Here is a 21,015-nt window from a genome sequence, read left to right as displayed (position 1 = left end):
CGTCCTCTCGTGACCGAGATTGAGGAACGCGCCCTCCTTTTCCGGGACACTTAAGGTCCGGGACGACAGGGCGGGAGGATCCCGCCCACGGGTGCGCGTGAAAACGCGACGGGGCCCCGTGCGGAGCCCCATCGACGGCCGGGTCTTTAGGGGATGGACCCGCTCGGGTCAACCACAGGAGGTTTTTGGGAGTGGCCGAGACAGGCGAGATCAGGCGCGCGGAGCCGGCGGACGCGGCGGCGATCCGGACGCTGGTGGATGCGGCCTACGCCAAGTGGATCCCGCTGATCGGGCGCCTGCCGACGCCGATGCGGGCCGATTATGCGCAGGCCGTGCTGCACCACCGCTTCGACCTGCTGCATGTCCGCGAAGACTTGGATGCCAGCGAAGATCTGGCAGCGCTGATCGAGACGACGCAGGAGGGCGACCACCTGCTGGTCGTCAACGTGGCGGTGCATCCGGCCTTCCAGGGGCGGGGCTACGGCGTCCGGCTGCTGAGCCTCGCCGAGACGATCGCGGCCTCGGCCGGCCTCCCGCGGATCCGGCTCTACACGAACAAGAAATACACGGCGAACCTGCGCCTCTACGCCTCCCTCGGCTACCGGGTGGAACGCGAGGCGCCGTATGACGGTCCCGGCCGAACCCTGGACGACGACATCACGGTGCACATGGTGAAGGCGATCGGCGCCACGCCGCCGCACCCGGCCTGAACGGCCGATGCTGTCATCCGATGGCGGCGATGCCGGCGTAGAGGCACCCCATGTCCCGCTCGGAACGCCTGTTCGACCTGCTCCACGTCCTGCGGCGGCACCGACGCCCGGTCAGCGGGCGCGTGCTGGCGGAAGAGATCGGCGTGAGCCTGCGCACCCTCTACCGGGACATCGCGAGCCTCCAGGCGATGGGCGCGTCCATCGCGGGAGAGCCCGGGATCGGCTACGTCCTGAAGCCGGGTTTCCTGCTGCCGCCGCTGATGTTCAGCGCGGAGGAGATCGAGGCCCTGGTCCTCGGCTCGCGCTGGGTCGCCGACCGCGCCGACGACCGGCTGAGCGGCGCGGCCCGGAGCGCCCTCGCCCGGATCGGCGCGGTCCTGCCCGACGACCTGCGCGAGACCTTCGAGATTGCGGCGCTGCTGGTCGGCCCCGGCACGCCCGCCGCACCTGAGGCGGTCGATCCCGCCCTGTTGCGCAAGGCGATCCGGACCGAGCGCAAGCTGGCGCTCCGCTATCGCGACGGGACGGGCGCGGCCTCCGAGCGGATCGTCTGGCCGTTCGCCCTGGCGTTCTTCGACGCCGCACGGATCCTGCTGGGCTGGTGCGAGCTGCGCCAGGGCTTCCGGCATTTCCGCACCGACCGGATCGCCGCCGCGGAGCTGCTCGACACCCGCTACCCGAAGCGCCGGCAGGCCCTGCTCAAGGACTGGCGGCACGGCGAGGGAATTACCGACCCGGCCGCTTGATGCTGCCGGAATCTGGCAGCCGCGCCGGATATCGAGGTCGCGCCCTCACCGACAGGAGCGACCGATGACTGAGCCCACCAACATCCTTCTCTACGTCACCAACCCGGAGGCCAGCGCACGCCTCTACGCGCGCCTGCTCGGCCGGGAGCCGGTCGAGGCGAGCCCGACCTTCGTGCTGTTCGCGCTGCCCTCTGGGCTGGCGCTGAGCCTGTGGGTGCGAAACGATGTCGTGCCGGCCCCCACGCAAGCGGGCGGCGGCAGCGAGATCGGCTTCCGGGTCGACACGGCCGCACGCGTGGACGCGATCCACGCCGCGTGGCAGGCCGAGGGGGCCGAGATCCTCCTGCAGCCCACCGATCTCGAGTTCGGCCGGAGCTTCGTCGCCGTCGATCCGGACGGGCACCGTCTGCGGGTCTATGCGCGAACCGAGGACCAATAGGCGATGCTCGGCGTGGGATCGGGGCAGAGCGCTGCTATCGGGCTCCGCCCCGATACCCCGCCAAAGGGCTGAGCCCTTTGGAAACCCAGGATTTTCAGGTCACCACGCTCGGCTCGGCCCGGCCGGTGCGCGGCTCGATTTCCGCGATAGCGCGGGCCGCCGCCACGACCGGGGCCAGCACCTCGGAGACCGGCAGGTCGAGCCGGGCCGGATCGGCCTCGTAGCGCTCCAGATAGACCCGGAGCGTCGCCCCGGCGGTGCCGGTGCCCGAGAGGCGGAAGACAACGCGGGCATCCTCGGCGAAGCCGATGCGGATGCCCTGGCGCTCGGTGAGCGAGCCGTCGACCGGATCGCGGTAGGCGAACTCGTCGGCCGTCGAGACCGTGAGGTCGCCGAGCCGCGTGCCCGGCAGCCCGGCGAGCTTTTCGCGCAGCGCGTCCATCAGGCCGTTGGCGGCGTCCGAGTCCACCTCCTCGTAATCGTGGCGGGCGTAGTAGTCGCGACCGTGGGTCCGCCAATGGGCCCGGACCAAAGTGTCGGCGCGCTCACCCGTGGCCGCCAGGATGTTGAGCCAGAGCAGCACCGCCCAGAGCCCGTCCTTCTCGCGCACGTGGTTCGAGCCGGTGCCGGCGCTCTCCTCGCCGCACAGGGTGATCAGTCCGGCATCCAGGAGATTGCCGAAAAACTTCCAGCCGGTGGGCGTCTCGTAGGCTTGGATGCCCAAAGCCGCCGCGACCCGGTCGGCGGCGCGGCTCGTGGGCATCGACCGGGCGATGCCGGCCAGCCCGCCCGCATAGCCCGGCGCCCGGTGGGCATGGGCGGCGAGCAGGGCGAGGCTGTCGCTCGGCGTCACGAACAGGCCCGGGGCCACGATCATGTTGCGGTCGCCGTCGCCGTCCGACGCCGCCCCGAAGTCGGGGGCGTCCGGCCCCTGCATCAGGTCGAACAGGTCGTGGCAATGGACCGGGTTCGGATCCGGGTGGTGGCCGCCGAAATCTTCTTTCGGAATCGCGTTGACCACCGTGCCCTGGGGCGCGCCGAGCATGCCCTCCAGGATGGCGACCGCGTAGGGGCCGGTCACCGCGCTCATCGCGTCGAAGCGCATGCGGAAGCCCGAGGCGAACAAGCGCGACACGGCGTCGAAATCGATCAGCGTGCGCATCAATTCGGCGTAGTCGGCCACCGGGTCGATGACCGCGACCGTCATGGCGCCGAGCCGGGTCTCGCCCAGGGTGTCGAGGTCGAGATCCGGCGCCTCGACCAGGCTGTAGCGGGTGAGCGCCTTGGCCCGCTCGAAGATCGCGTCGGTAACGGTCTCGGGCGCCGGGCCGCCGTTGGCGGCGTTGAACTTGATGCCGAAATCCCCGTCCGGGCCGCCCGGATTGTGGCTCGCCGACAGGATGATGCCGCCGATCGCCTTCGATTTGCGGATCACACAGGAGGCCGCCGGGGTCGAGAGCAGGCCGCCGCGCCCGACCAGCACCCGACTGAACCCGTTGCCGGCGGCGAGCCGGAGGGTCTTCTGCACCACCTCGCGGTTGAGGAACCGCCCGTCGCCGCCGAGCACCAGGGTGGCGCCCGCCTTGTCGGGCAGGGTGTCGAAGATCGCCTGGACGAAGTTCTCGACGTAGTTCGGCTGCCGGAACACCGGCACCTTCTTGCGCAGCCCGGAGGTCCCCGGCTTCTGGTCGGGGAAGGGCGTGGTCGCGACGGTTGTCGGAGTCGTCATGGACGGGCGTCTCCCTGAATCTGCCGCCTCAATGCCCGCCCGGGGGCCCGGCGTCACCCGTGCGGCGCACAATCGCGGCGGCTTTGTCACAGCGGTTTGAACGGATCGGGCGACGAAACCGGTTCTTCGTGCGCGGGGCAGGGAGCGCCGCGTGGCTTATCAGGCCACCATCATGGCCGCGGTTCCACGGACGGCACCGCGATCCGCGACCATTGCGCCGCGATCTCGTCCACGCTGACCGCCCGAACGGCGGAGAGATCGCGTGGATAGCTGACGCCCAGCGCCTCGGACGCCCGGGTGGCATGGAACTGTCCGTTGCTGGCCCGAAGGATCCAGCCCCCCTCGGTGCAGGCCTCGGAAACCAGGAACGCGGCACCGGGGGCGACATCGGACGGGCGCAACTCGTCGGGCTCGCTCTCAACGCCCCACATGCGGGTCTTGGCAACGGGCGAGATGCCATTGACGACGATCCCGTCCGCCGCGCCTTCCCTCGCCAGGACATTAACGATGCCGACGGCCGCCATCTTGGCCGCGGCATAGGCGGCAAGGCCCGGCTGGACGTATTGCGGAAACAGCGCCCGATCGGAGGTCGTCAGCAGGATGCGCCCGTAGCCCGCTTCCTTCATCGCGGGCCAAGCGGCCTGCGCCAACCAGAGCGGAGCCTTCGCGGCGATATCCATCATCCGGTCGAACGCGTCTTCGCGGATCGCCTCGATTGTCTCGTAGGCGACCCAACCCGCGTTATGGATCACCGCATCGAGGCGTCCGCGGACGGTGAGGGCCTCCTCGATCAGAGCGCGGCATGCCTCGCGTGACGCAATGGAGCCGGCCAGAGCGACGGCATCGAGACCGTCCGCGCGCGAGCTGCCGGCTGCCGCCTCGACCACCCGATGGTCTTCGCCGTGCCCGTTGCTATCCGCACCGGCATCCTGAAGCAGGATCGTCGCGCCCAATGCGCCGAGGTAGCGCATAGGCTAGGCCGAGCCCGCGTGCCGCCCCGGTGATCAGAATCACGCGCGCGCTGAAATCGACCATGACCGACTCCCTCTTAAGCTAGAGAGATGGCGGACGGCTCCGCTCGTTCAAGCGCAGCGCTTCCTCTCACCGAACCTGTACTGTTGCCCCGTCAGGGCCATACCTCGCCGAGATCGGCTTGGTCTTCGATTGATCGATCGCAAACCGCTTTTGCTCTTTCCAACCCTCGACCTCATCCTGAGGTGCTTTCGCGCAGCGGAAGCCTCGAAGGAGCCCTCCAGGGATCGCCAAGACCTCTGGAGGGCTCCTTCGAGGCCGAACGATCTTCGATCGCTCGGCACCTCAGGATGAGGGAGGAGATCCGGAGAACCGTCGATCCTGAACCGGATCGCCCCGGCGCGGTGTGACTTCTACTCCGCCGCCTGCCGCGCCGCGTAGCCCAGCCGCTCGTTCAGCGCGCGGATCAGCTTGACCGCGGCTTCGGCGATCACCGTGCCGGGCGGGAAGATCGCCGAGGCGCCGGCCGCCACCAGGGCGTCGTAGTCGCCCGGCGGGATCACGCCGCCGATGGCGATCATCACGTCGTCGCGGCCCTGCTCGGTGAGCGCCGCCTTCAGCTCCGGCACCAGGGTGAGGTGGCCGGCGGCGAGCGAAGAGACGCCGACGATGTGCACGTCGTTCTCCACCGCCTGCCGGGCGGCCTCGGCCGGGGTGGCGAAGAGCGGCCCGATATCCACGTCGAAGCCGAGATCGGCGAAGGCCGAGGCGATGACCTTCTGGCCGCGGTCGTGCCCGTCCTGGCCCATCTTGGCGACCAGGATGCGCGGCCGGCGGCCATCGTTCTCCTCGAACGCCTCGACCAGCGCCCGGACTTCCTCGACCACTGGCGACATGCCCCCAACCTCGCGCTTGTAGACGCCGGAGATCGACCGGATCTCGGCGCGGTGCCGGCCCCAGGCCTTCTCCAGGGCCTCGGAAATCTCGCCCACGGTGGCCTTGGCCCGGGCCGCATCGACCGCCAGCGCCAGCAGGTTCTCGTTCGTGTCGGCGGCCTTGGTCAGCGCCTCGAGACGGGCCGTGACCACGGCCTCGTCGCGCTCGGAGCGCAGGCGCTTGAGCTTGTCGATCTGCAGGCGGCGGACATTGCCGTTGTCGACCCGCAGGAGGTCGATGGCCATGTCGTCGTCGGACTTGAACTTGTTGATGCCCACGATGGTCTGGCGGCCGGAATCGATCCGGGCCTGGGCCCGGGCGGCGGCCTCCTCGATCCGCAGCTTGGGGATGCCGGCCTCGATCGCCTTGGCCATGCCGCCGAGCTGGTCGACCTCGCGGATATGCTCCCAGGCCCGCGCCGCGATGTCGGCGGTGAGTTTTTCAACGTAGTAGGAGCCGCCCCACGGGTCGACGATCCGGCTGGTGCCGCTCTCCTGCTGCAGGAACAGCTGGGTGTTGCGGGCGATCCGGGCGGAGAAGTCGGTAGGCAGGGCCAGCGCCTCGTCCAGCGCGTTGGTGTGCAGCGACTGCGTGCCGCCCTGGGTGGCCGCCATCGCCTCGATGTTGGTGCGGGTGACGTTGTTGAACACGTCCTGGGCGGTGAGCGACCAGCCCGACGTCTGCGAATGGGTGCGCAGCGCCAGGGATTTGTCAGATTTCGGATCGAACCCCTTCACCAGCTTGGCCCAGATCAGGCGCGCGGCCCGCATCTTGGCGATCTCCATGAAGAAGTTGGTCGAGATCGCCCAGAAGAACGACAGGCGCGGGGCGAACTGGTCGATGGTCAGCCCCGCCGCCAGCCCGGCCTTGATGTACTCGACGCCGTCCGCCAGCGTGTAGGCGAGCTCTAGGTCGTTCGTCGCCCCGGCCTCCTGCATGTGGTAGCCGGAAATCGAGATCGAATTGAATTTCGGCATATGTTTGGATGTATAGGCGAAAATGTCTGAAATAATCCGCATCGATCCCTTGGGGGGATAGATGTAGGTGTTGCGGACCATGAATTCCTTGAGAATATCGTTCTGGATCGTGCCGGCGAGCTTTTGCGGCGACACGCCCTGTTCTTCGGCGGCGACGATGTAGAGGGCGAGGATCGGCAGCACCGCGCCGTTCATCGTCATCGACACCGTCATTTCGTCCAGCGGAATGCCGGAGAACAGCGTCCGCATGTCGTAGATCGAGTCGATCGCCACGCCGGCCATGCCGACATCGCCCGAGACCCGCGGGTGGTCGGAATCGTAGCCCCGGTGGGTGGCGAGATCGAAGGCCACCGATAGGCCCTTCTGGCCGGCGGCGAGGTTGCGCCGGTAGAACGCGTTCGAATCCTCGGCCGTGGAGAAGCCGGCATATTGCCGGATCGTCCAGGGTTGGGTGACGTACATGGTCGGGTAGGGGCCGCGCAGGAACGGCGCGATGCCGGGATAGGTGTTGAGGAACTCGATGCCCTCGCGATCCTCCGGGCCGTACCGACCCTTAACCGGAATGCCCTCCGGGGTCATCCAGGGCTCGGGCAAGGCCGGCGATGCCACCGCAAGCGGATCGCCGACCAAAGGAATCTCGGCGAAGTTCGGGATGCGGGTGGTCATGGCGGTGACTCGTTATGGCGTTTGTCACCTCATTATAGACGCCCCCGGAAACCGGGCTACTCCCCCGCAGGTCTATGAGCCCGGCGACCGCGCAGGATGTAGATCACCGCGCCGGCGAGCATCAGCGCCATCCCGTACCAGGTCAGCGCGTAGACCAGGTGGCTGTTCGGGAAGGCGATCACCGTGAGCCCGCCCACCGGCAGGCCGCCGGGATTGGGCGTCGCGTCGGCATCGACGAAGTAGGGGGCAATATTGGTGAGGCCGTGAGCCGACGCGATGGCGGCCACGTCGCGGGAGTACCAGCGCCCGTCCTTCGGGTCGTTGGCCCGCAGGAACGCCCCGCCGGGCTCGGTCAGCCGCAGGAGGCCGATCACCCGCGTCTCGCCCGCCACCTGCCCGGCCTGACGGGTGGCAGGATCGCGGTTCGCGCCCGGCACGAAGCCGCGATTGACCAGCGCGAGGCTGCCGTCGGGACGGCGCAGGGGCGTCAGCACCCAGAAGCCGCCGCCGCGCTCGGTGACGGCCTGGACCAGGGTCTCGCGGTCATGGAGGAAGGTGCCGGACAGCCAGACGTGCCGGTAGGCGTCGTCGGGGCCGATGCGCGGCCATTCGGCGGGGCCGGGGGCGGGCACGGCTGGGGCGTGGACCTTTGCATCGACCCGGGCGATCAGGTCGAGCTTCCAGGTCCTGCGCTGGACTTGCCAAGTCCCGAGACCCAACAGGACGACGAACACGAAGCCAACGGCGACGCCGAACACGATCCGCCGCAGCAACGACATCGGGGCCGGGGAGGGGGTCGAGCCCGGCTCAGCCCCCCCTCCCGACCCCGATGTCGTCATCGCCGAACGCGCGCTCAGCGGGCGTTGTTCATGACGTCGTGGGCATCCATCGGCATCATGTTGTGGTTGAGGTGGTACATCACCCACACCGAGCCCGAGAGCATGATCACCACCACCATGATGGTGAAGATCAGCGCCAGGAAGGTCCAGCCGCCCTCCGACTTCGTGTTCATGTGCAGGAAGTAGATGACGTGCACGACCATCTGCACGCCGCCGAGCGCCAGGATCACCAGGGTGGTGACGAGGCTGTTGTCGAGCACGTTGCCCATCACCAGCCAGAATGGGATCACCGTCAGGATCACCGACAGGACGAAGCCGGTGATGTAGCTGCCGAAGGAGCCGTGCCCGCCCTCGCTGTGGGCGTGCGCGTCGTGGGTATCCTGGCCGTGCCCGGTCAGGTGGTGCGCGTCGGCGCTCATTCGAGCACTCCCATCAGGTAGACGACGGTGAACACCCCGATCCAGATCAAATCGAGGAAGTGCCAGAACATCGACAGGCACATCAGCCGGCGCTTGTTCTCGACGATCAGGCCGTGCTTGCGCAGTTGCACCAGCAGCACGACCAGCCAGAGGATGCCGACCGAGACGTGCAGGCCGTGGGTCGCCACCAGGGTGTAGAACGACGACAGGAAGGCGCTGCGCCAGGGCGGGGCGCCCTCATGGAACAGGTGGACGAATTCCCGGATCTCCAGGGACACGAAGGCCACGCCGAACAGGCCGGTGATCGCCAGCCAGATCTGCGTCTGCTTGATCCGATTCCGGTCCATCTCCAGCATGGCGAAGCCGTAGGTGATGGACGAGAACAGCAGCATCGCGGTGTTCACCGCGATGCCCGGCAGGTCGAACAGGTCCTTGGGGGTCGGCCCGGCCGCGTAGCTGCGGCCGAGCACCCCGTAGGTCGCGAACAGGGTCGCGAAGATGAGGCAGTCGCTCATCAGGTAGAGCCAGAACCCGAGCATCGTCGAGCCCTCGGAATGATGGCCCTCCTCGTCGGTCTGGTAGAAGACCGGCGCCGCGGCGCCGGGGGGTGCAGTCTCCCCGTGCATCATCGAATCACGCCATTTCCAGTTCGCGCGACCGCTGACCTTCCGTCCGACTGACCGTGTCGGCAGGAATGTAGAAATCGCGGTTGTAGTTGAAGGTGTGAAGGATCGCGACGACGAAGATCGCCACGAAGCTGAGCGCCGCCAGCCACCAGACGTACCAGACCATGGCCAGGCCGAAGGTGAAGTTCAGAGCCGCAAGGATGGCGCCGGAGGCGGTGTTCTTGGGCATGTGGATCGGCTTGTAGCCGGTCATCGGCCGGGCGAAGCCGCGGTTCTTCATGTCCCACCACGCGTCCGAATCGTGGACCACCGGGGTGAAGGCGAAGTTGTAGTCCGGCGGCGGCGAGGAGGTGGACCATTCCAGGGTCCGGCCGCCCCACGGGTCGCCGGTCAGGTCGCGCAGCTTCTCGCGGTTGCGGATCGAGACCACGAACATCACGATCTGCGAGGCGATACCCAAGGCGATGAGCCCGGCGCCGCAGGCCGCGATGACGAACCAGATCTGCAGCGACGGGTCGTCGAAGTGCTGCATGCGCCGGGTCACGCCCATCAGGCCGAGCACGTAGAGCGGCATGAAGGCGACGTAGAACCCGCTCACCCAGAACACGAGGGCCATCTTCCCCCAGAACTCGTCGAGCTTGAACCCGAAGGCCTTGGGGAACCAGAAGGTCACGCCGGCGAACATGCCGAACAGCACGCCGCCGATGATCACGTTGTGGAAGTGCGCGATCAGGAACAGCGAATTGTGGAGCACGAAGTCGGCCGGGGGCACCGCCAGCAGGACGCCGGTCATGCCGCCGATCACGAAGGTGACGATGAACGCCACCACCCACATCATCGGCACCTCGAACCGGATCCGGCCGCGGTACATCGTGAACATCCAGTTGAAGATCTTCGCCCCAGTCGGGATCGAGATGATCATCGTCGTGATCCCGAAGAACGAGTTCACGTCGGCGCCCGAGCCCATGGTGAAGAAGTGGTGCAACCACACCAGGTAGGCGAGGATGGTGATTACCACCAGCGCGTAGACCATCGAGGTGTAGCCGAACAACCGCTTGCCGCAGAAGGTCGAGGTGATCTCGGAGAACACCCCGAAGGCCGGCAGGATCAGGATGTAGACCTCCGGGTGACCCCAGATCCAGATCAGGTTGAAGTACAGCATGGCGTTGCCGCCGAGGTCGTTCGTGAAGAAGTGCGTGCCGACGTAGCGGTCGAGCGACAGCATCGCGAGAACGGCCGTGAGGATCGGGAAGGCGGCCACGATCAGGATGTTGGTGCAGAGCGACGACCAGACGAAGATCGGCAGCTTCATCATGGTCATGCCCGGCGCGCGCATCTTCACGATGGTCGCGATCAGGTTGATGCCCGACAGCAGCGTCCCGATGCCGGCGATCTGCAGCGCCCAGATGTAATAGTCGACGCCGACGCCGGGGCTCATGGCGGCCCCCGAGAGCGGCGGGTAGGCGAGCCAAGTGGCGCGGGAGAACTCGCCGACGAACAGCGAGACCATCACGAGGATGCCGCCGGCCACCGTCATCCAGAAGCTGAAATTGTTCAGGAACGGGAAGGCCACGTCGCGGGCGCCGATCTGCAGCGGCACCGCGAAGTTCATGAGCCCCGTGACGAACGGCATTGCCACGAAGAAGATCATGATCATGCCGTGGGCGGTGAAGATCTGGTCGTAGTGGTGCGGCGGCAGGAAGCCCTGCTCCGAACCGAACGCCACCGCCTGCTGCGAGCGCATCAGCAACGCGTCGGCGAAGCCGCGCAGCAGCATGATCAGGGCGAAGATACAGTACATGATACCGATCTTCTTGTGGTCGATGGACGTGACCCAGTCACGCCACAGCGGCCCCCAGAAGCGGAAGTAGGTGATCACGCCGAGGACGGCGAGGCCGACCACGGCCACGCCGGCGAAGGTCGCCTGCAGAATCGGCTCGTGATACGGGATCTGCTCGATCGTAAATCGGCCGAGGATCAACTGTTGTAGGTCCAGGTTTGCGAACATGGGATCGGCCCGTTCAATGGGTTCGACGGCGACCGCCGGTTTACGGTGTGGGGCTCGCGTTCAAGCGAGCATTCTTACTGGTTGAGCTGCTTGGGCGCGATCTGCCCGCCCTCGCTCTGGCCCTGGCTGTCCGGCGCCTTGACCTCGGGCGCCTTCTCCTGCCCCGGCAGCGCGGACTCGCCCTGATTGCGCGAGTCCGGATTGCCCATGTCGGGCCTGGGCTTCATGCCCTGCGGCTGCGTCTGCCCGTGCGGGCCGGTCCCGGATGCCGGCCCGGTCGCGCCCGGGGCCTCGTTGCCGCGATCGGCCATGCGGTTGTCGTACTGCAACCGATCGTAGTTGGCCTCGGCCTCCGCCCCGGAGGCACCGCCCCTTGCGTCGATCTTCACCATCTCGCCGACGCACATCTGCTCCGGCCGGGGGCACATGCCGATGATCCGGTCGTACAGGCCCTTCGGGTAGGACTTGTAGAAGCGGGACGGCTCGGACTCGCTCGGCTTCTCCAGATCGAGATAGGCCTCCTGGGTCAGCGCGCCGCCCTGCGCCTTGGTCTTGGCGACCCACTGGTCGAAGGCTTCGTTGGTCAGGCCGTTGAACTTGAAGAACATGTTCGAGAAGCCGGCGCCGCTGTAATGCGCCGAGCGGCCTTCATAGGCGCCCTCGCGGTTGATCACCGCGTGGAGCTGGGTCTGCATGCCCGGCATCGCGTAGACCATGCCGGCGAGCGTCGGGATGTAGAACGTGTTCATCACGTCGGTGGCGGTGATCTTGAACTGGATCGGCCGGTCCACCGGGGCGGCGAGCTCGTTGACCGTGGCGATCCCGTATTGCGGGTAGAGGAACAGCCACTTCCAATCCATGGCGACCACCTCGACCTGAAGCGGCTCCATGCCGGCCGGGACGTCGCGCTTCGCGTCGATCTTGCTCAGGGGCCGGAACGGATCGAGGGTGTGCGTGCCGATCCACGTCAGCGCGCCCAGCGCGATGATGATCATCAGGGGCGCCGTCCAGATGAGCACCTCGAGCTGCGTCGAGTGGTGCCACTCGGGATCGTAGACCGCGTCCTCGTTGGTCGCGCGGTAGCGCCAGGCGAAGAACAGGGTGAAGAAGATCACCGGGATGATGATCAGGAGCATCAGCCCGGTGGCGGCGAGCACGAGGTTGCGCTGCTGCTCGGCGACGTAGCCGGCCGGGCTCATCACCACGAGGTTGCAGCCGCCCTGCAGCGCCAGGACCGGCAGCAGGGCGAGGAGCGGCAGGAAGCGCCGCGCAGGGCCGCCCCGGCTCTTGGCGGGCGCGATCCTGTCCGGGAGAGGGGTCGAAGAGGTCACAGCACTCGTCTCTTTATCCCAAGCCGCATCCGCGGCGTCCCTGCCGTGCCGCGCGAGGCGGCGCTCCTGGCAGATTCTGGAAGGTGGCCGCGCGGCTTGAGCCGCGCGGCTGCCGACTACATCTGGCGCATTTCCGAACGGTCGAGGAACAGCGCCGCGAGGGTGCAGACCGCGCCGGATAGAAGGTAGACACCGACCATGGCCAGGCCATAGCGCTGCGACAGGAACAGCGCCACCAGCGGGGCGAAGCCGGCGCCGACCAGCCAGGCGAAGTCGGAGGTCAGCGCGGCGCCGGTGTAGCGGTAGTGATTGCCGAGCCGGGCGGTCACCGCGCCGGCGGTCTGGCCGTAGGCGAGGCCGAGCAGCATGAAGCCGATCGTCACGTAGATCGTCTGGCCGATCGCGCTCTCGCCGAACAGGAGCGGCGCGATGATGCTGCCGACCGCGAAGAAGCCGATCAGCGAGGCGCTCATGATCAGGCAGTTGCGGCGGCCGATCTGGTCGGCGATCAGCCCGGAGGCCGCGATCGCGCCGGCGCAGACGATCGCCCCCGAGAACTGCACGATCAGGAACTCGCCGGGCGAGCGGCTGCTCGTGTTGTTGAGCGCAAGCCAGGCGATCGGGAAGATCGTCACGAGGTGGAACAGCGCGAAGCCGGCCAGCGGCACGAAGGCGCCGCGGATCACGTCGCCGGCATGGTGCCGGAACAGGTCCAGCGCCGGGACCGGCCGCAGCCGATCGAGGTCCATCATCCGGGCGAACTCGTCGGTGGCGACGAGGCGCAGCCGGGCGAACAGGGCGACGACGTTGATGGTGAAGGCGCAGTAGAACGGGAAGCGCCAGCCCCAGTCGATGAAGTCGGCGTCGTCGAGATTGACCAGGAAGAACGCGAACAGGGCGCTCGCCACCATGAAGCCGAGCGGCGCGCCGAGCTGCGGGATCATCGCGTACCAGCCGCGGCGCTCCCGGGGCGCGTTCATGGCGAGCAGGGAGGCCATCCCGTCCCAGGCGCCGCCGAGCGCCAGGCCCTGCAGGATCCGCAGCACCGCCAGGATGTAGACGGACGAGATCCCGATGCTGTCGTAGCGCGGCAGGAAGCTCACCGCCGCGGTGGCGCCGCCGAGCAGGAACAAGGCGATGGTCAGCTTGACGCTGCGCCCGTGCCGGCGGTCGATCGCCATGAAGATCACCGAGCCGATCGGCCGGGCGATGAAGGCGAGGGCGAAGATCGAGAAGGCGTACAGTGTCCCGGTCAGCGGATCGACGAACGGAAAGAACACCTTCGGGAAGACCAGCACGCAGGCGATGCCGAACACGAAGAAGTCGAAGTATTCGGATGCGCGGCCGATGACCACGCCGATGGCGATCTCGTTCGGGTGGACCTTGTGGTCCCCCATTGCCTGCTGAGCATCACGCTCCAGGGTCGTGGCCGAGGCCATTGGGGTGTTCGCACTCATTGTTGACAGCCGCCCTCACCGCGCGCCCGTTCGGGCGCCATGGCCGGAACCGCCTCATGCGGCATGTCCAGAGGTATCGCAACCGGCATCCGACGCAAGTTCACCCACTGACGCATGCATGGCATCCCGAGGAGGGCAGCGCCCCGATAGGGATGAAGTCCGGCCCGCCGGGCCGGGCAGGCGCGCCGTCCTAGACCCGGTAATGCGCCGAGTTCCGTGACAGGTTGATGTTGTAGTAGGGGTCGGCCCGCAGTTCCGAGCCCCAGCGATCGAGCATGGTGAGCACCTCGCCCTCGAAGCGCTTGCGCTTCTCCGGCGTGTCCTCGGCCCCGCGGCTCTTGGACTCGTGGTGAATCAATTTCGCGAACGGCGTCCAGACGATGCGGTAGCCGGCCCGGCGGATCTTCAGGCACAGATCCACGTCGTTGAACGCAACCTTCAGGGCCTCGGCGTCGAAACCGCCGACCGCCTCGAACACGTCGGCGCGCATGGCGAGACAGGCCCCCGTGACCGCCGAGACCTCGTGGGCGATGACCATGCGGCAGAAGTAGCCGGGATCCTCGTCCGGCACGCCGAGATGGCTGTGGCCGGCGACGCCTCCGATCCCCAGCACGATGCCGCCGTGCTGGATCGTCCGGTCCGGGTAGAGCAGCTTCGCCCCGACGGCGCCGATCTCCGGCCGCACCGCCTGCCGGACCAGCTCCCCGAGCCAGCCGGGCTCCAGCACCTCGACATCGTTGTTGAGGAACAAGAGCACCGGGCCGGTGGCGGCGGCCGCGCCGCGGTTCGACAGGTCCGAGAAGTTGAAGGCCCCGGGCACCGGCACGATGCGCACCCGCGGATCGCCGCGATACCGGGCGAACAGCGCCGCGGTCTCGGGCTCCCGGCTGTCGTTGTCGACGATCACCACCTCGATATCGGGGTAGTCGGTGCGCTCCAGCAGCCCGTCGAGGGTGACCGACAGGATCTCGGCCCGGTCCCGGGTCGGGATGATCGCCGAGACCCGGGGCGGCGGCTCCGGCAGCGGCCGGACCAGGCGGTTGAAGCCCGAGGGGCCGCGCTCGGCCCGGCCGCCCCAGGGGGCCACGACCTCGTCGAGGGCGCGCAGCCGCGCCGCCTCGGCCCGGGCCAGGGACCGGTCCGAGAAGGTCCCGGAGCCCTGCGCGGCGCGCCAGTGATAGAGCACCCGCGGGATGTGGCGGATCCGGGACGGGTCGAGCCCGTCGGTGAGGCGCAGCAGCAGGTCGTGGTCCTGGCTGCCCTCGAAACCCGGCCGAAGGCCGCCGACGGCGCGCAGGGCGTCGGTGCGCACCACGGTGAGGTGGTTGATGTAGTTCTGCGCGTAGAGCAGCTCGCGGTCGAAGCCCGGCTTGAAATGCGGGTCGAACCGGCGGCCGCGGCGATCGATCTTGTCCTCGTCGGAGTAGATCAGCACCAAGTCCGGATCGAGGCGGAGCGCCCGGGCGACCTCGTAGAGGGCATCCTCGGTGAGCACGTCGTCGTGGTCCATGAAGGCGCAGACGGTGCCGCGGGCGAGGCCCAGCGCGTCGTTGGTGGCCCGGGCGATGTGGCCGTTCTCGGACCGGGCAAGCACGCGGATGCGCGGGTCGGCCTCGGCGGCACGCTGGAGGATCTTCGGGATCGCGGGCCGGGTCGACGCGTCGTCGACGACGCACAGCTCCCAATGCGGGTAGAGCTGCGCCCGCAGGGAGGCGAGGGCGGCCTGGAGCACCTTCGGATCGGGGTCGTGCACCGGCATCAGGACCGAGACCAGCGGCGGATCGGCCCAGGCGGCGATCTCGGCGGCGATCCCGGCCCGCTCCGCCCGGCGGTAGCCGTGGGCGCGGATCCAGGCCTCGTATCCGGAGACCCGGCGATGGGCCAGCGCCCGGCCCAAAAGGCCGCGCGCCCGCACCTTCTTGCCGAGGATCCGCCAGTACAGCGCCTGCAGGGCCAGCACCGGCTCGCGCGGCAGGGCGCGCGGCACGAGGAACGGCCGGGCAAGGCGGCGCACCGTGACGCGGCGCAGCCGGGCCGGGACCCGTCCGGCGGGATCGGCCACGCGCAGCGCGGCGACGCCCTCGGGGAGGCGGCCGATCCACGTGAAGGCGCCCCCGCCCGCAGCCTCCTGGGGCAGCAGCGGCCCCGGACGCCCCTCCGGCCCGACGAACGCCATGACCGGGACCGCGTCCAGCCCCTCCATCGGATCGTTGGACAGGGTGATCTCGAGCCAGCGGCCGGCGAGCCCCGGGAGTTCGATCCGCATCCCGTCCGCCGCGGCCCGAGCCGGAAGCGGACGCCGCTTGCGCCCGGTCCCGGTCAGGTGCGCCGGCGGCAGGCGCGTCTCGGGCGCCCCCGTCTCGGTCGGCCGCACCATCAGCTCCAGCTCTTGTCGATGGAGTCCTTCACGGCATCCGACATGGCGACGTCGAACACCAGCATCTCCTCCACCGCCTTGACCGTGCGCAGGCGCTCGGCCAGCGCCTGGGTCTCGGCCGGAACCGGCGGCGGCACCGGCACCGGGGCGCGGATGCCCAGCTGGTCGAACAGGGTCGACGCGAAGGCGTGGTACCGGGTCTTGTGGCCGACGATGCCGACCCGGGCGAGGATCTCGATCGCGGCGATCGAATTGCCCGGATGCAGGCGGTCCTCCGGCATGCGGGTGCCGAGCTGGCGGGTCAGCGGGTTGTAGAGCAGCCGGTAGGCCGGCTCCGGCAGCATGCGGAAATAGCGCTTGAGGCTCTTCACGTCGGTGAAATCGTAGTCGTCCGAGAACGCTGCGGCCTCGGCGAGGCCCCCGAGGCGCCAGCCCCGCGTGGGATCGAGGGCATCGCCGGCGCGGGCTTTCAGCCAGAGCATGCGGGTCGCCATCTCGGTATAAGGGTCCTGGACCAGGATCGCGGTGATCATCAGGTCCGGCGTCATGAAGTTCTCATAGCGCGGGATCGTCACGGCCCCCGACAGGAAGGCCGAGGGGGCGGCCGGCCCGGTGAGGACGCAGGTCAGGATCTCGTCCGGCAGCTTGTGGATGCCGAAATAGCAGTGCTGGAAATGCGGGAAGAGGGCCGCCTGGAGGACGGTCTCGGCCTCGATGCCGGTGTTGATCAGCATGGTCCGCAGCCGCACCAGCCCGTCCGGGGGCATGCGACGATAGACCAGGACGTTGGTGTCGGCATCGTAGAGTTCGAGCCGCGCGATATCGGGCAGCCCCGGCACCTCGGCCGGAGTCACCACGAAGGTGCATTGCCCGGTGGCGTGCCAGCCGTTGCGCTTGAACGCCTCGTCGGTGACGCTGGCCGGAATCTCGGCCACGCGCTGGCCGCCGACGGAGACCATCACCCGGCTGATGGCGAGGGGATTGTCCGGCACGATCCAGCCGCGGATCGAGTCGCCGTGATCGTGATCGATGAAGTAGCGCATGTCCCGAAGCTTGAGGCGGCGGAATGCCGGAACCGCCTCGGCGGCCCGGCCGAATGCCGGCCGGCAGGCCCATAGCGCATTTTCTTCCCCGCGTGCACCATCGCGGCTTCCCGGCCACCGACCGCCACCGCCAACCTTCCGCTTGCGCCCCCGCCGAGCACCGGCTATAGGCCCGGCCCACCGGTGCTCGCACAGCACCGGCCCGGGCGCTTAGCTCAGCGGGAGAGCCCTACCTTGACATGGTAGCGGCCCTCCCAATAAGTCGCTGACCCGGTTAAACTATTTCGGCGGTTTCAGGTTCGATGAATCTGAGCAGTTCGGAACGGAGACGTAGCACAGCGGTAGTGCATTCCCTTGACATGGGAAAGGTCACAGGTTCGATCCCTGTCGTCTCCACCATTCTCAATGACTTAGAGCCTCTCACAAATCTCCCGCTGCGCCGTCGCTGCCAGAGGAGAACTCCCGGTGATCGGGAGTTTTGTGAGGTGCTCTTAGCCGGCCCGCTTCGGGCCGACGGCGCCTCTCAGAGCCGCATTACTCCCCCCTGAAGATCACGACCTAATCCAGATCGAGCAGCGCCGCGAGGTCGCGCCGGCGAAGGGTTGCCCGAGAGCCACAATCCGATCGTTGAAGCCGTCGAGGCGCTTCGTGCGAGCAGCCATATCGTCGAACCGGACGCCGATTTTCAGCACTGGCAGGTCGACGGCAAATGGATCCCGACACGACAACGCCGTAGCGCCACCCAGGCGGCACACATGCGTCGAGCGCCCCGGGCATCGCCGCGGAGCGTGTTGTCGTCTTCGCCCTATCCGAAAAGGTGGGCCCCGGGGCCGAAGCCCCGGGTTCTGTTTCTACGGCTGCCCTGCCGCAAGATGCTTACGCCGCGAGGCGGGCATCCATGACAACGTTATCGTTGGCATTTAGAGTTTTGGTCAGGTGCCCGGAACAGGGGTTGCCTGCGCCGAACCGGTCGAGTCCTTACCGAAAGTCGCATCTTATCCTGCCGAAACAGGGTAGAACTCGCGATCCCTTTACCGTCCAGTCGAACCTAACTTCGCCCCCAGCAGAAGCACCCTGATCTCAGGCGGCGCACTACGCGCGCTGCGACCCCGTTCGATATCCGGGGCAGGATGCTTTTGGTGGAGGCGCCGGGTACCGCCCCCGGGTCCTGAAACGTTATTACGAACCGGTCATCAACCTCACACGCATTCTACCGCGTGTGAGGCGGAAGGTCCACAGGCTCGTGCGGGATCAGCCCCGGCAACCCGTCGCCGCTGCGAGGGCAGGGGACGGCGGATCCGCGGGACGGGCGCCTTCGGCCTCCTGCGGCTCGCACCGGCGGGGTTTGAGCGCTATGGGCTTACGCCGCCATCGGCTGACGCGGCCGATCGAGGCCGTCCGCCAGTCTGGTCAGGAAAAGCCGAAGATGCCGAACACGCTGGGTCTCAACCGCACCCTCGGCAGCGCCATCGGCGTGATCGCGCTGGTGTCGGTGCTCAGCAGCGGGGCGGTCCTGCTCACCCGCGGCCAGCTGCGGGACGCGAACGACGCCCTCGACCGCGCGAACCAGACGATCCGCGGCCTCGACGCGTTCCGCAACGCCATGCTCAACCAGGAGACGGGCCTGCGCGGCTACCTGCTCACCGGCCGGGACGGCAGCCTCGAACCCTACCGGCAGGGACGGCCGGCCCTCGACGCGGCGATCGAGCGTCTCAGGGGCTTGGTCGGTACCGATGCCGCGTCGTCGCGCCTCCTGGCCGATGCCGTGACGGCGGCGCGCTCCTGGCAGACCGATATCGGCCAGGCGGCCATCCAGGGCGCCGCCGATCCGGCGACCCGGCCCGAGGCGGTGCGGATCGAGGCCGACGGCACGGGCAAGCAGCTGTTCGACACCCTGCGCGACCGGCTCGGCGCCATCGAGGGCTTGGCCGAGGCCAATCGGGCGTCGCTGAACCAGCGGGTCGCCCGGGCCGAGCGCAACGAGAGCCTCGCCCTGTGGGGCGGCACCCTGCTCACGCTGCTGATCTGCGCCGGGATCGGGATCGCGATCAATCGCCTGATCGTCCGGCCCCTCGGGGCCGTGATGGGTTTCGTCGAGCGCGTGGGCGCGGGCGACCTCTCCGGCCGGCTGCGCTCGGGCGGGCGCGACGAGATCGCCCGGCTGGGGCGCACCCTCGACGCCATGGTCGACGGCCTGTCCGACCTCGCCCGGACCAACCGCGCCGCCACCGCCGATCTCAACGCCGCCGCCGCCGAGATCCGCGCCTCCGCCCAGCAGCAGGCGGCCTCGGTCGAGCAGCAATTCGCCGCCGTGCAGGAGACCGCCGCCACGGTGGACGAGATCACCCATTCCGGCGCCCAGATCGGCAAGCGCGCCACCGAGGTCATCGCCACCGCCCAGGCCACCGCCCAGACCTCCCGTCAGGGCCTGCGCGCGGTCTCCGACACCGCCAAGGCCATGGACGCGATCCGCGAGCAGGCCGAGGCGGTCGCCGGCAACATCGTCAGCCTGTCGGAGAAGACCCAGACGATCGGCGACATCATCGAGACCGTCAACGACATCTCCGAGCGCACGCATCTGCTCGCGCTCAACGCCGCCATCGAGGCGGCGGCGGCCGGCGAGAGCGGGCGCAGCTTCGCGGTGGTGGCCTCCGAGATGAAGCTGCTCGCCGATCAAGCGAAAGCGGCCACCGGCCAGGTCCGGGGGATCCTGGGCGAGATCCAGCGGGGCATCAACACCTCGGTGATGCTGACCGAGGAGGCGGTGAAGCGAGCGGCCTCGGGCAAGACGCGCTCGGACACGACGCAGCGGACGATCGAGGAGATCACGGCGCGGGTGGAGGAGAACGTGCAGACGTTCCAGCAGATCGTGGCCTCGACCAACCAGCAGCAGCTGGGGATCGAGCAGGTGATGGGGGCGCTGCAGAACATCCGCCAGGCCAGCCAGCAGACGGCGGCCGGGACCCGGGAGGTCGAGGCGGCCTCGGCCAACCTCACGGACCTCGCCCAGGCGCTGATGGCCCTGGCCGAACGCTACCGGCACTGAGGGCCGGGCCGTGGGGGAGGGGCATCAACCTACGGCGGATGACCATCCGTGCGCGCTCTCGGCGCCGGCTCGACAATGCCGACACGGCCGCCCGGCAGATCGTGCTTCCCGCAAACGAAAAGCCCCAGACGCGGATGCGGCTGGGGCTTGGTCGAACGCTCGGTCGGCCTGTCGGATCTGACGGACGCGTGCCCGCCTCATCCAGACGAAACCGCTCCCGGCCCGGAGGCCGGAAGCGTCTTCTTGAGGTCCTAGTACGAGCCGAACTTGTAGTTCAGGCCGGCGCGGACGACGGCGAACTCGTCGTCGCGGCGACCGATCGGGCTGGAAGAGGCCGGGGCGAGGTTGGCGGCGTTGACGAGCAGGACACCCTGGTTGCGGGTGTCGCGGTCGATGTTGACGTACAGGCCTTCGACCTTGAGCGTGACGGCCGAGGAGCGGAAGAAGTTCAGGAAAGAGTCGGTGGGCAGGGCGTACTCGATGCCGCCGCCGACGGGGTAGCCGGTGCGGAAGCTGGCGTTGCCGGCGTAGCCGCCGAACGAGCGGTCGGCGCTGCCCGAGCCGTAGGCGAAGGCGCCGGTGCCGTACACCAGGGTGAGGGCGAAGGCGTAGCCGGGGCGACCGCGCACGGTGGCGGAGGAGTCGAGGCCGGCCCGGCCTCGCGGGGCGGTGACGAGACGGGCGGGGGCGGACG

The 21,015-nt window shown here is 68.5% G+C and carries 16 protein-coding genes, 1 tRNA gene and 1 other RNA gene; 5 read left to right on the top strand and 13 right to left on the bottom strand.

Annotation, left to right across the window (positions count from 1 at the left end):
• Positions 1-191 precede the first annotated feature (191 nt).
• From MKK67_RS21110 to MKK67_RS21100, 3 genes are all read left to right on the top strand, one after another.
• Positions 192-710 (top strand): GNAT family N-acetyltransferase, encoded by a 519-nt coding sequence (locus MKK67_RS21110; RefSeq protein ID WP_243969092.1) that lies wholly within the window; start codon positions 192-194, stop codon positions 708-710.
• Positions 711-760: 50 nt separating this feature from the next.
• Complete coding sequence (locus tag MKK67_RS21105) at positions 761-1,456, top strand: helix-turn-helix transcriptional regulator (protein ID WP_243969090.1); 696 nt, start codon at positions 761-763, stop codon at positions 1,454-1,456.
• A 64-nt stretch (positions 1,457-1,520) separates the two neighbouring features.
• The gene (locus MKK67_RS21100; RefSeq protein WP_243969088.1) at positions 1,521-1,895 is read left to right on the top strand and encodes a VOC family protein; all 375 of its coding nucleotides are present in this window, start codon (positions 1,521-1,523) and stop codon (positions 1,893-1,895) included.
• A gap of 94 nt (positions 1,896-1,989) precedes the next feature.
• Here the strand turns inward: MKK67_RS21100 and MKK67_RS21095 are convergent, their stop codons facing one another.
• The 11 genes from MKK67_RS21095 to MKK67_RS21045 all read right to left on the bottom strand — a co-directional run bounded on the left by MKK67_RS21095 (position 1,990) and on the right by MKK67_RS21045 (position 17,275).
• On the bottom strand, positions 1,990-3,624 hold the full coding sequence (locus MKK67_RS21095) for an alpha-D-glucose phosphate-specific phosphoglucomutase (protein WP_243969086.1): 1,635 nt from the start codon (positions 3,622-3,624) through the stop codon (positions 1,990-1,992).
• Between the two features lie 170 nt (positions 3,625-3,794).
• Positions 3,795-4,595, bottom strand: coding sequence for an SDR family NAD(P)-dependent oxidoreductase (locus tag MKK67_RS21090; RefSeq protein WP_243969084.1), 801 nt, complete (start codon positions 4,593-4,595; stop codon positions 3,795-3,797).
• Positions 4,596-5,009: 414 nt separating this feature from the next.
• The gene (gene scpA, locus MKK67_RS21085; protein ID WP_243969082.1) at positions 5,010-7,175 is read right to left on the bottom strand and encodes a methylmalonyl-CoA mutase; all 2,166 of its coding nucleotides are present in this window, start codon (positions 7,173-7,175) and stop codon (positions 5,010-5,012) included.
• Positions 7,176-7,231: 56 nt separating this feature from the next.
• Complete coding sequence (locus MKK67_RS21080) at positions 7,232-7,954, bottom strand: SURF1 family protein (protein WP_243969079.1); 723 nt, start codon at positions 7,952-7,954, stop codon at positions 7,232-7,234.
• Positions 7,955-8,028: 74 nt separating this feature from the next.
• Positions 8,029-8,433 (bottom strand): cytochrome o ubiquinol oxidase subunit IV, encoded by a 405-nt coding sequence (gene cyoD / locus MKK67_RS21075; protein ID WP_243969077.1) that lies wholly within the window; start codon positions 8,431-8,433, stop codon positions 8,029-8,031.
• Complete coding sequence (cyoC, locus tag MKK67_RS21070; RefSeq protein ID WP_243944826.1) at positions 8,430-9,062, bottom strand: cytochrome o ubiquinol oxidase subunit III; 633 nt, start codon at positions 9,060-9,062, stop codon at positions 8,430-8,432. The genes cyoD and cyoC overlap by 4 nt, the downstream gene beginning before the upstream one ends.
• Positions 9,063-9,066: 4 nt before the next feature.
• Complete coding sequence (cyoB, locus tag MKK67_RS21065; RefSeq protein WP_243969075.1) at positions 9,067-11,067, bottom strand: cytochrome o ubiquinol oxidase subunit I; 2,001 nt, start codon at positions 11,065-11,067, stop codon at positions 9,067-9,069.
• 74 nt (positions 11,068-11,141) lie between these two features.
• Positions 11,142-12,398, bottom strand: a complete 1,257-nt coding sequence (gene cyoA / locus MKK67_RS21060) for a ubiquinol oxidase subunit II (RefSeq protein ID WP_243969073.1) — start codon at positions 12,396-12,398, stop codon at positions 11,142-11,144.
• A 116-nt stretch (positions 12,399-12,514) separates the two neighbouring features.
• Positions 12,515-13,855, bottom strand: a complete 1,341-nt coding sequence (locus tag MKK67_RS21055; RefSeq protein WP_243969071.1) for an MFS transporter — start codon at positions 13,853-13,855, stop codon at positions 12,515-12,517.
• A 190-nt stretch (positions 13,856-14,045) separates the two neighbouring features.
• Positions 14,046-16,232, bottom strand: coding sequence for a glycosyltransferase family 2 protein (locus MKK67_RS21050; RefSeq protein WP_243969069.1), 2,187 nt, complete (start codon positions 16,230-16,232; stop codon positions 14,046-14,048).
• Positions 16,232-17,275, bottom strand: a complete 1,044-nt coding sequence (locus MKK67_RS21045; protein ID WP_243969067.1) for a hypothetical protein — start codon at positions 17,273-17,275, stop codon at positions 16,232-16,234. The genes MKK67_RS21050 and MKK67_RS21045 overlap by 1 nt, the downstream gene beginning before the upstream one ends.
• 324 nt (positions 17,276-17,599) lie before the next feature.
• Here MKK67_RS21045 and MKK67_RS21040 point away from each other — a divergent pair.
• Positions 17,600-17,674, top strand: a tRNA-Val gene (locus tag MKK67_RS21040).
• Positions 17,675-18,118: 444 nt separating this feature from the next.
• Here the strand turns inward: MKK67_RS21040 and ssrA are convergent.
• Positions 18,119-18,495, bottom strand: a transfer-messenger RNA (tmRNA) gene (ssrA, locus tag MKK67_RS21035).
• Positions 18,496-18,701: 206 nt separating this feature from the next.
• Between ssrA and MKK67_RS21030 the strand changes: the two genes are divergently transcribed.
• On the top strand, positions 18,702-20,321 hold the full coding sequence (locus tag MKK67_RS21030; protein WP_243969065.1) for a methyl-accepting chemotaxis protein: 1,620 nt from the start codon (positions 18,702-18,704) through the stop codon (positions 20,319-20,321).
• Positions 20,322-20,572: 251 nt separating this feature from the next.
• Here the strand turns inward: MKK67_RS21030 and MKK67_RS21025 are convergent.
• A partial coding sequence (locus MKK67_RS21025; protein WP_409568425.1) for an outer membrane protein occupies positions 20,573-21,015 on the bottom strand: 443 nt, incomplete at its 5' end.

Source organism: Methylobacterium sp. J-072 (genome assembly GCF_022829425.1).
Taxonomy (GTDB): Bacteria; Pseudomonadota; Alphaproteobacteria; order Rhizobiales; family Beijerinckiaceae; genus Methylobacterium.
This window is presented reverse-complemented; position numbering and strand designations above follow the sequence as displayed.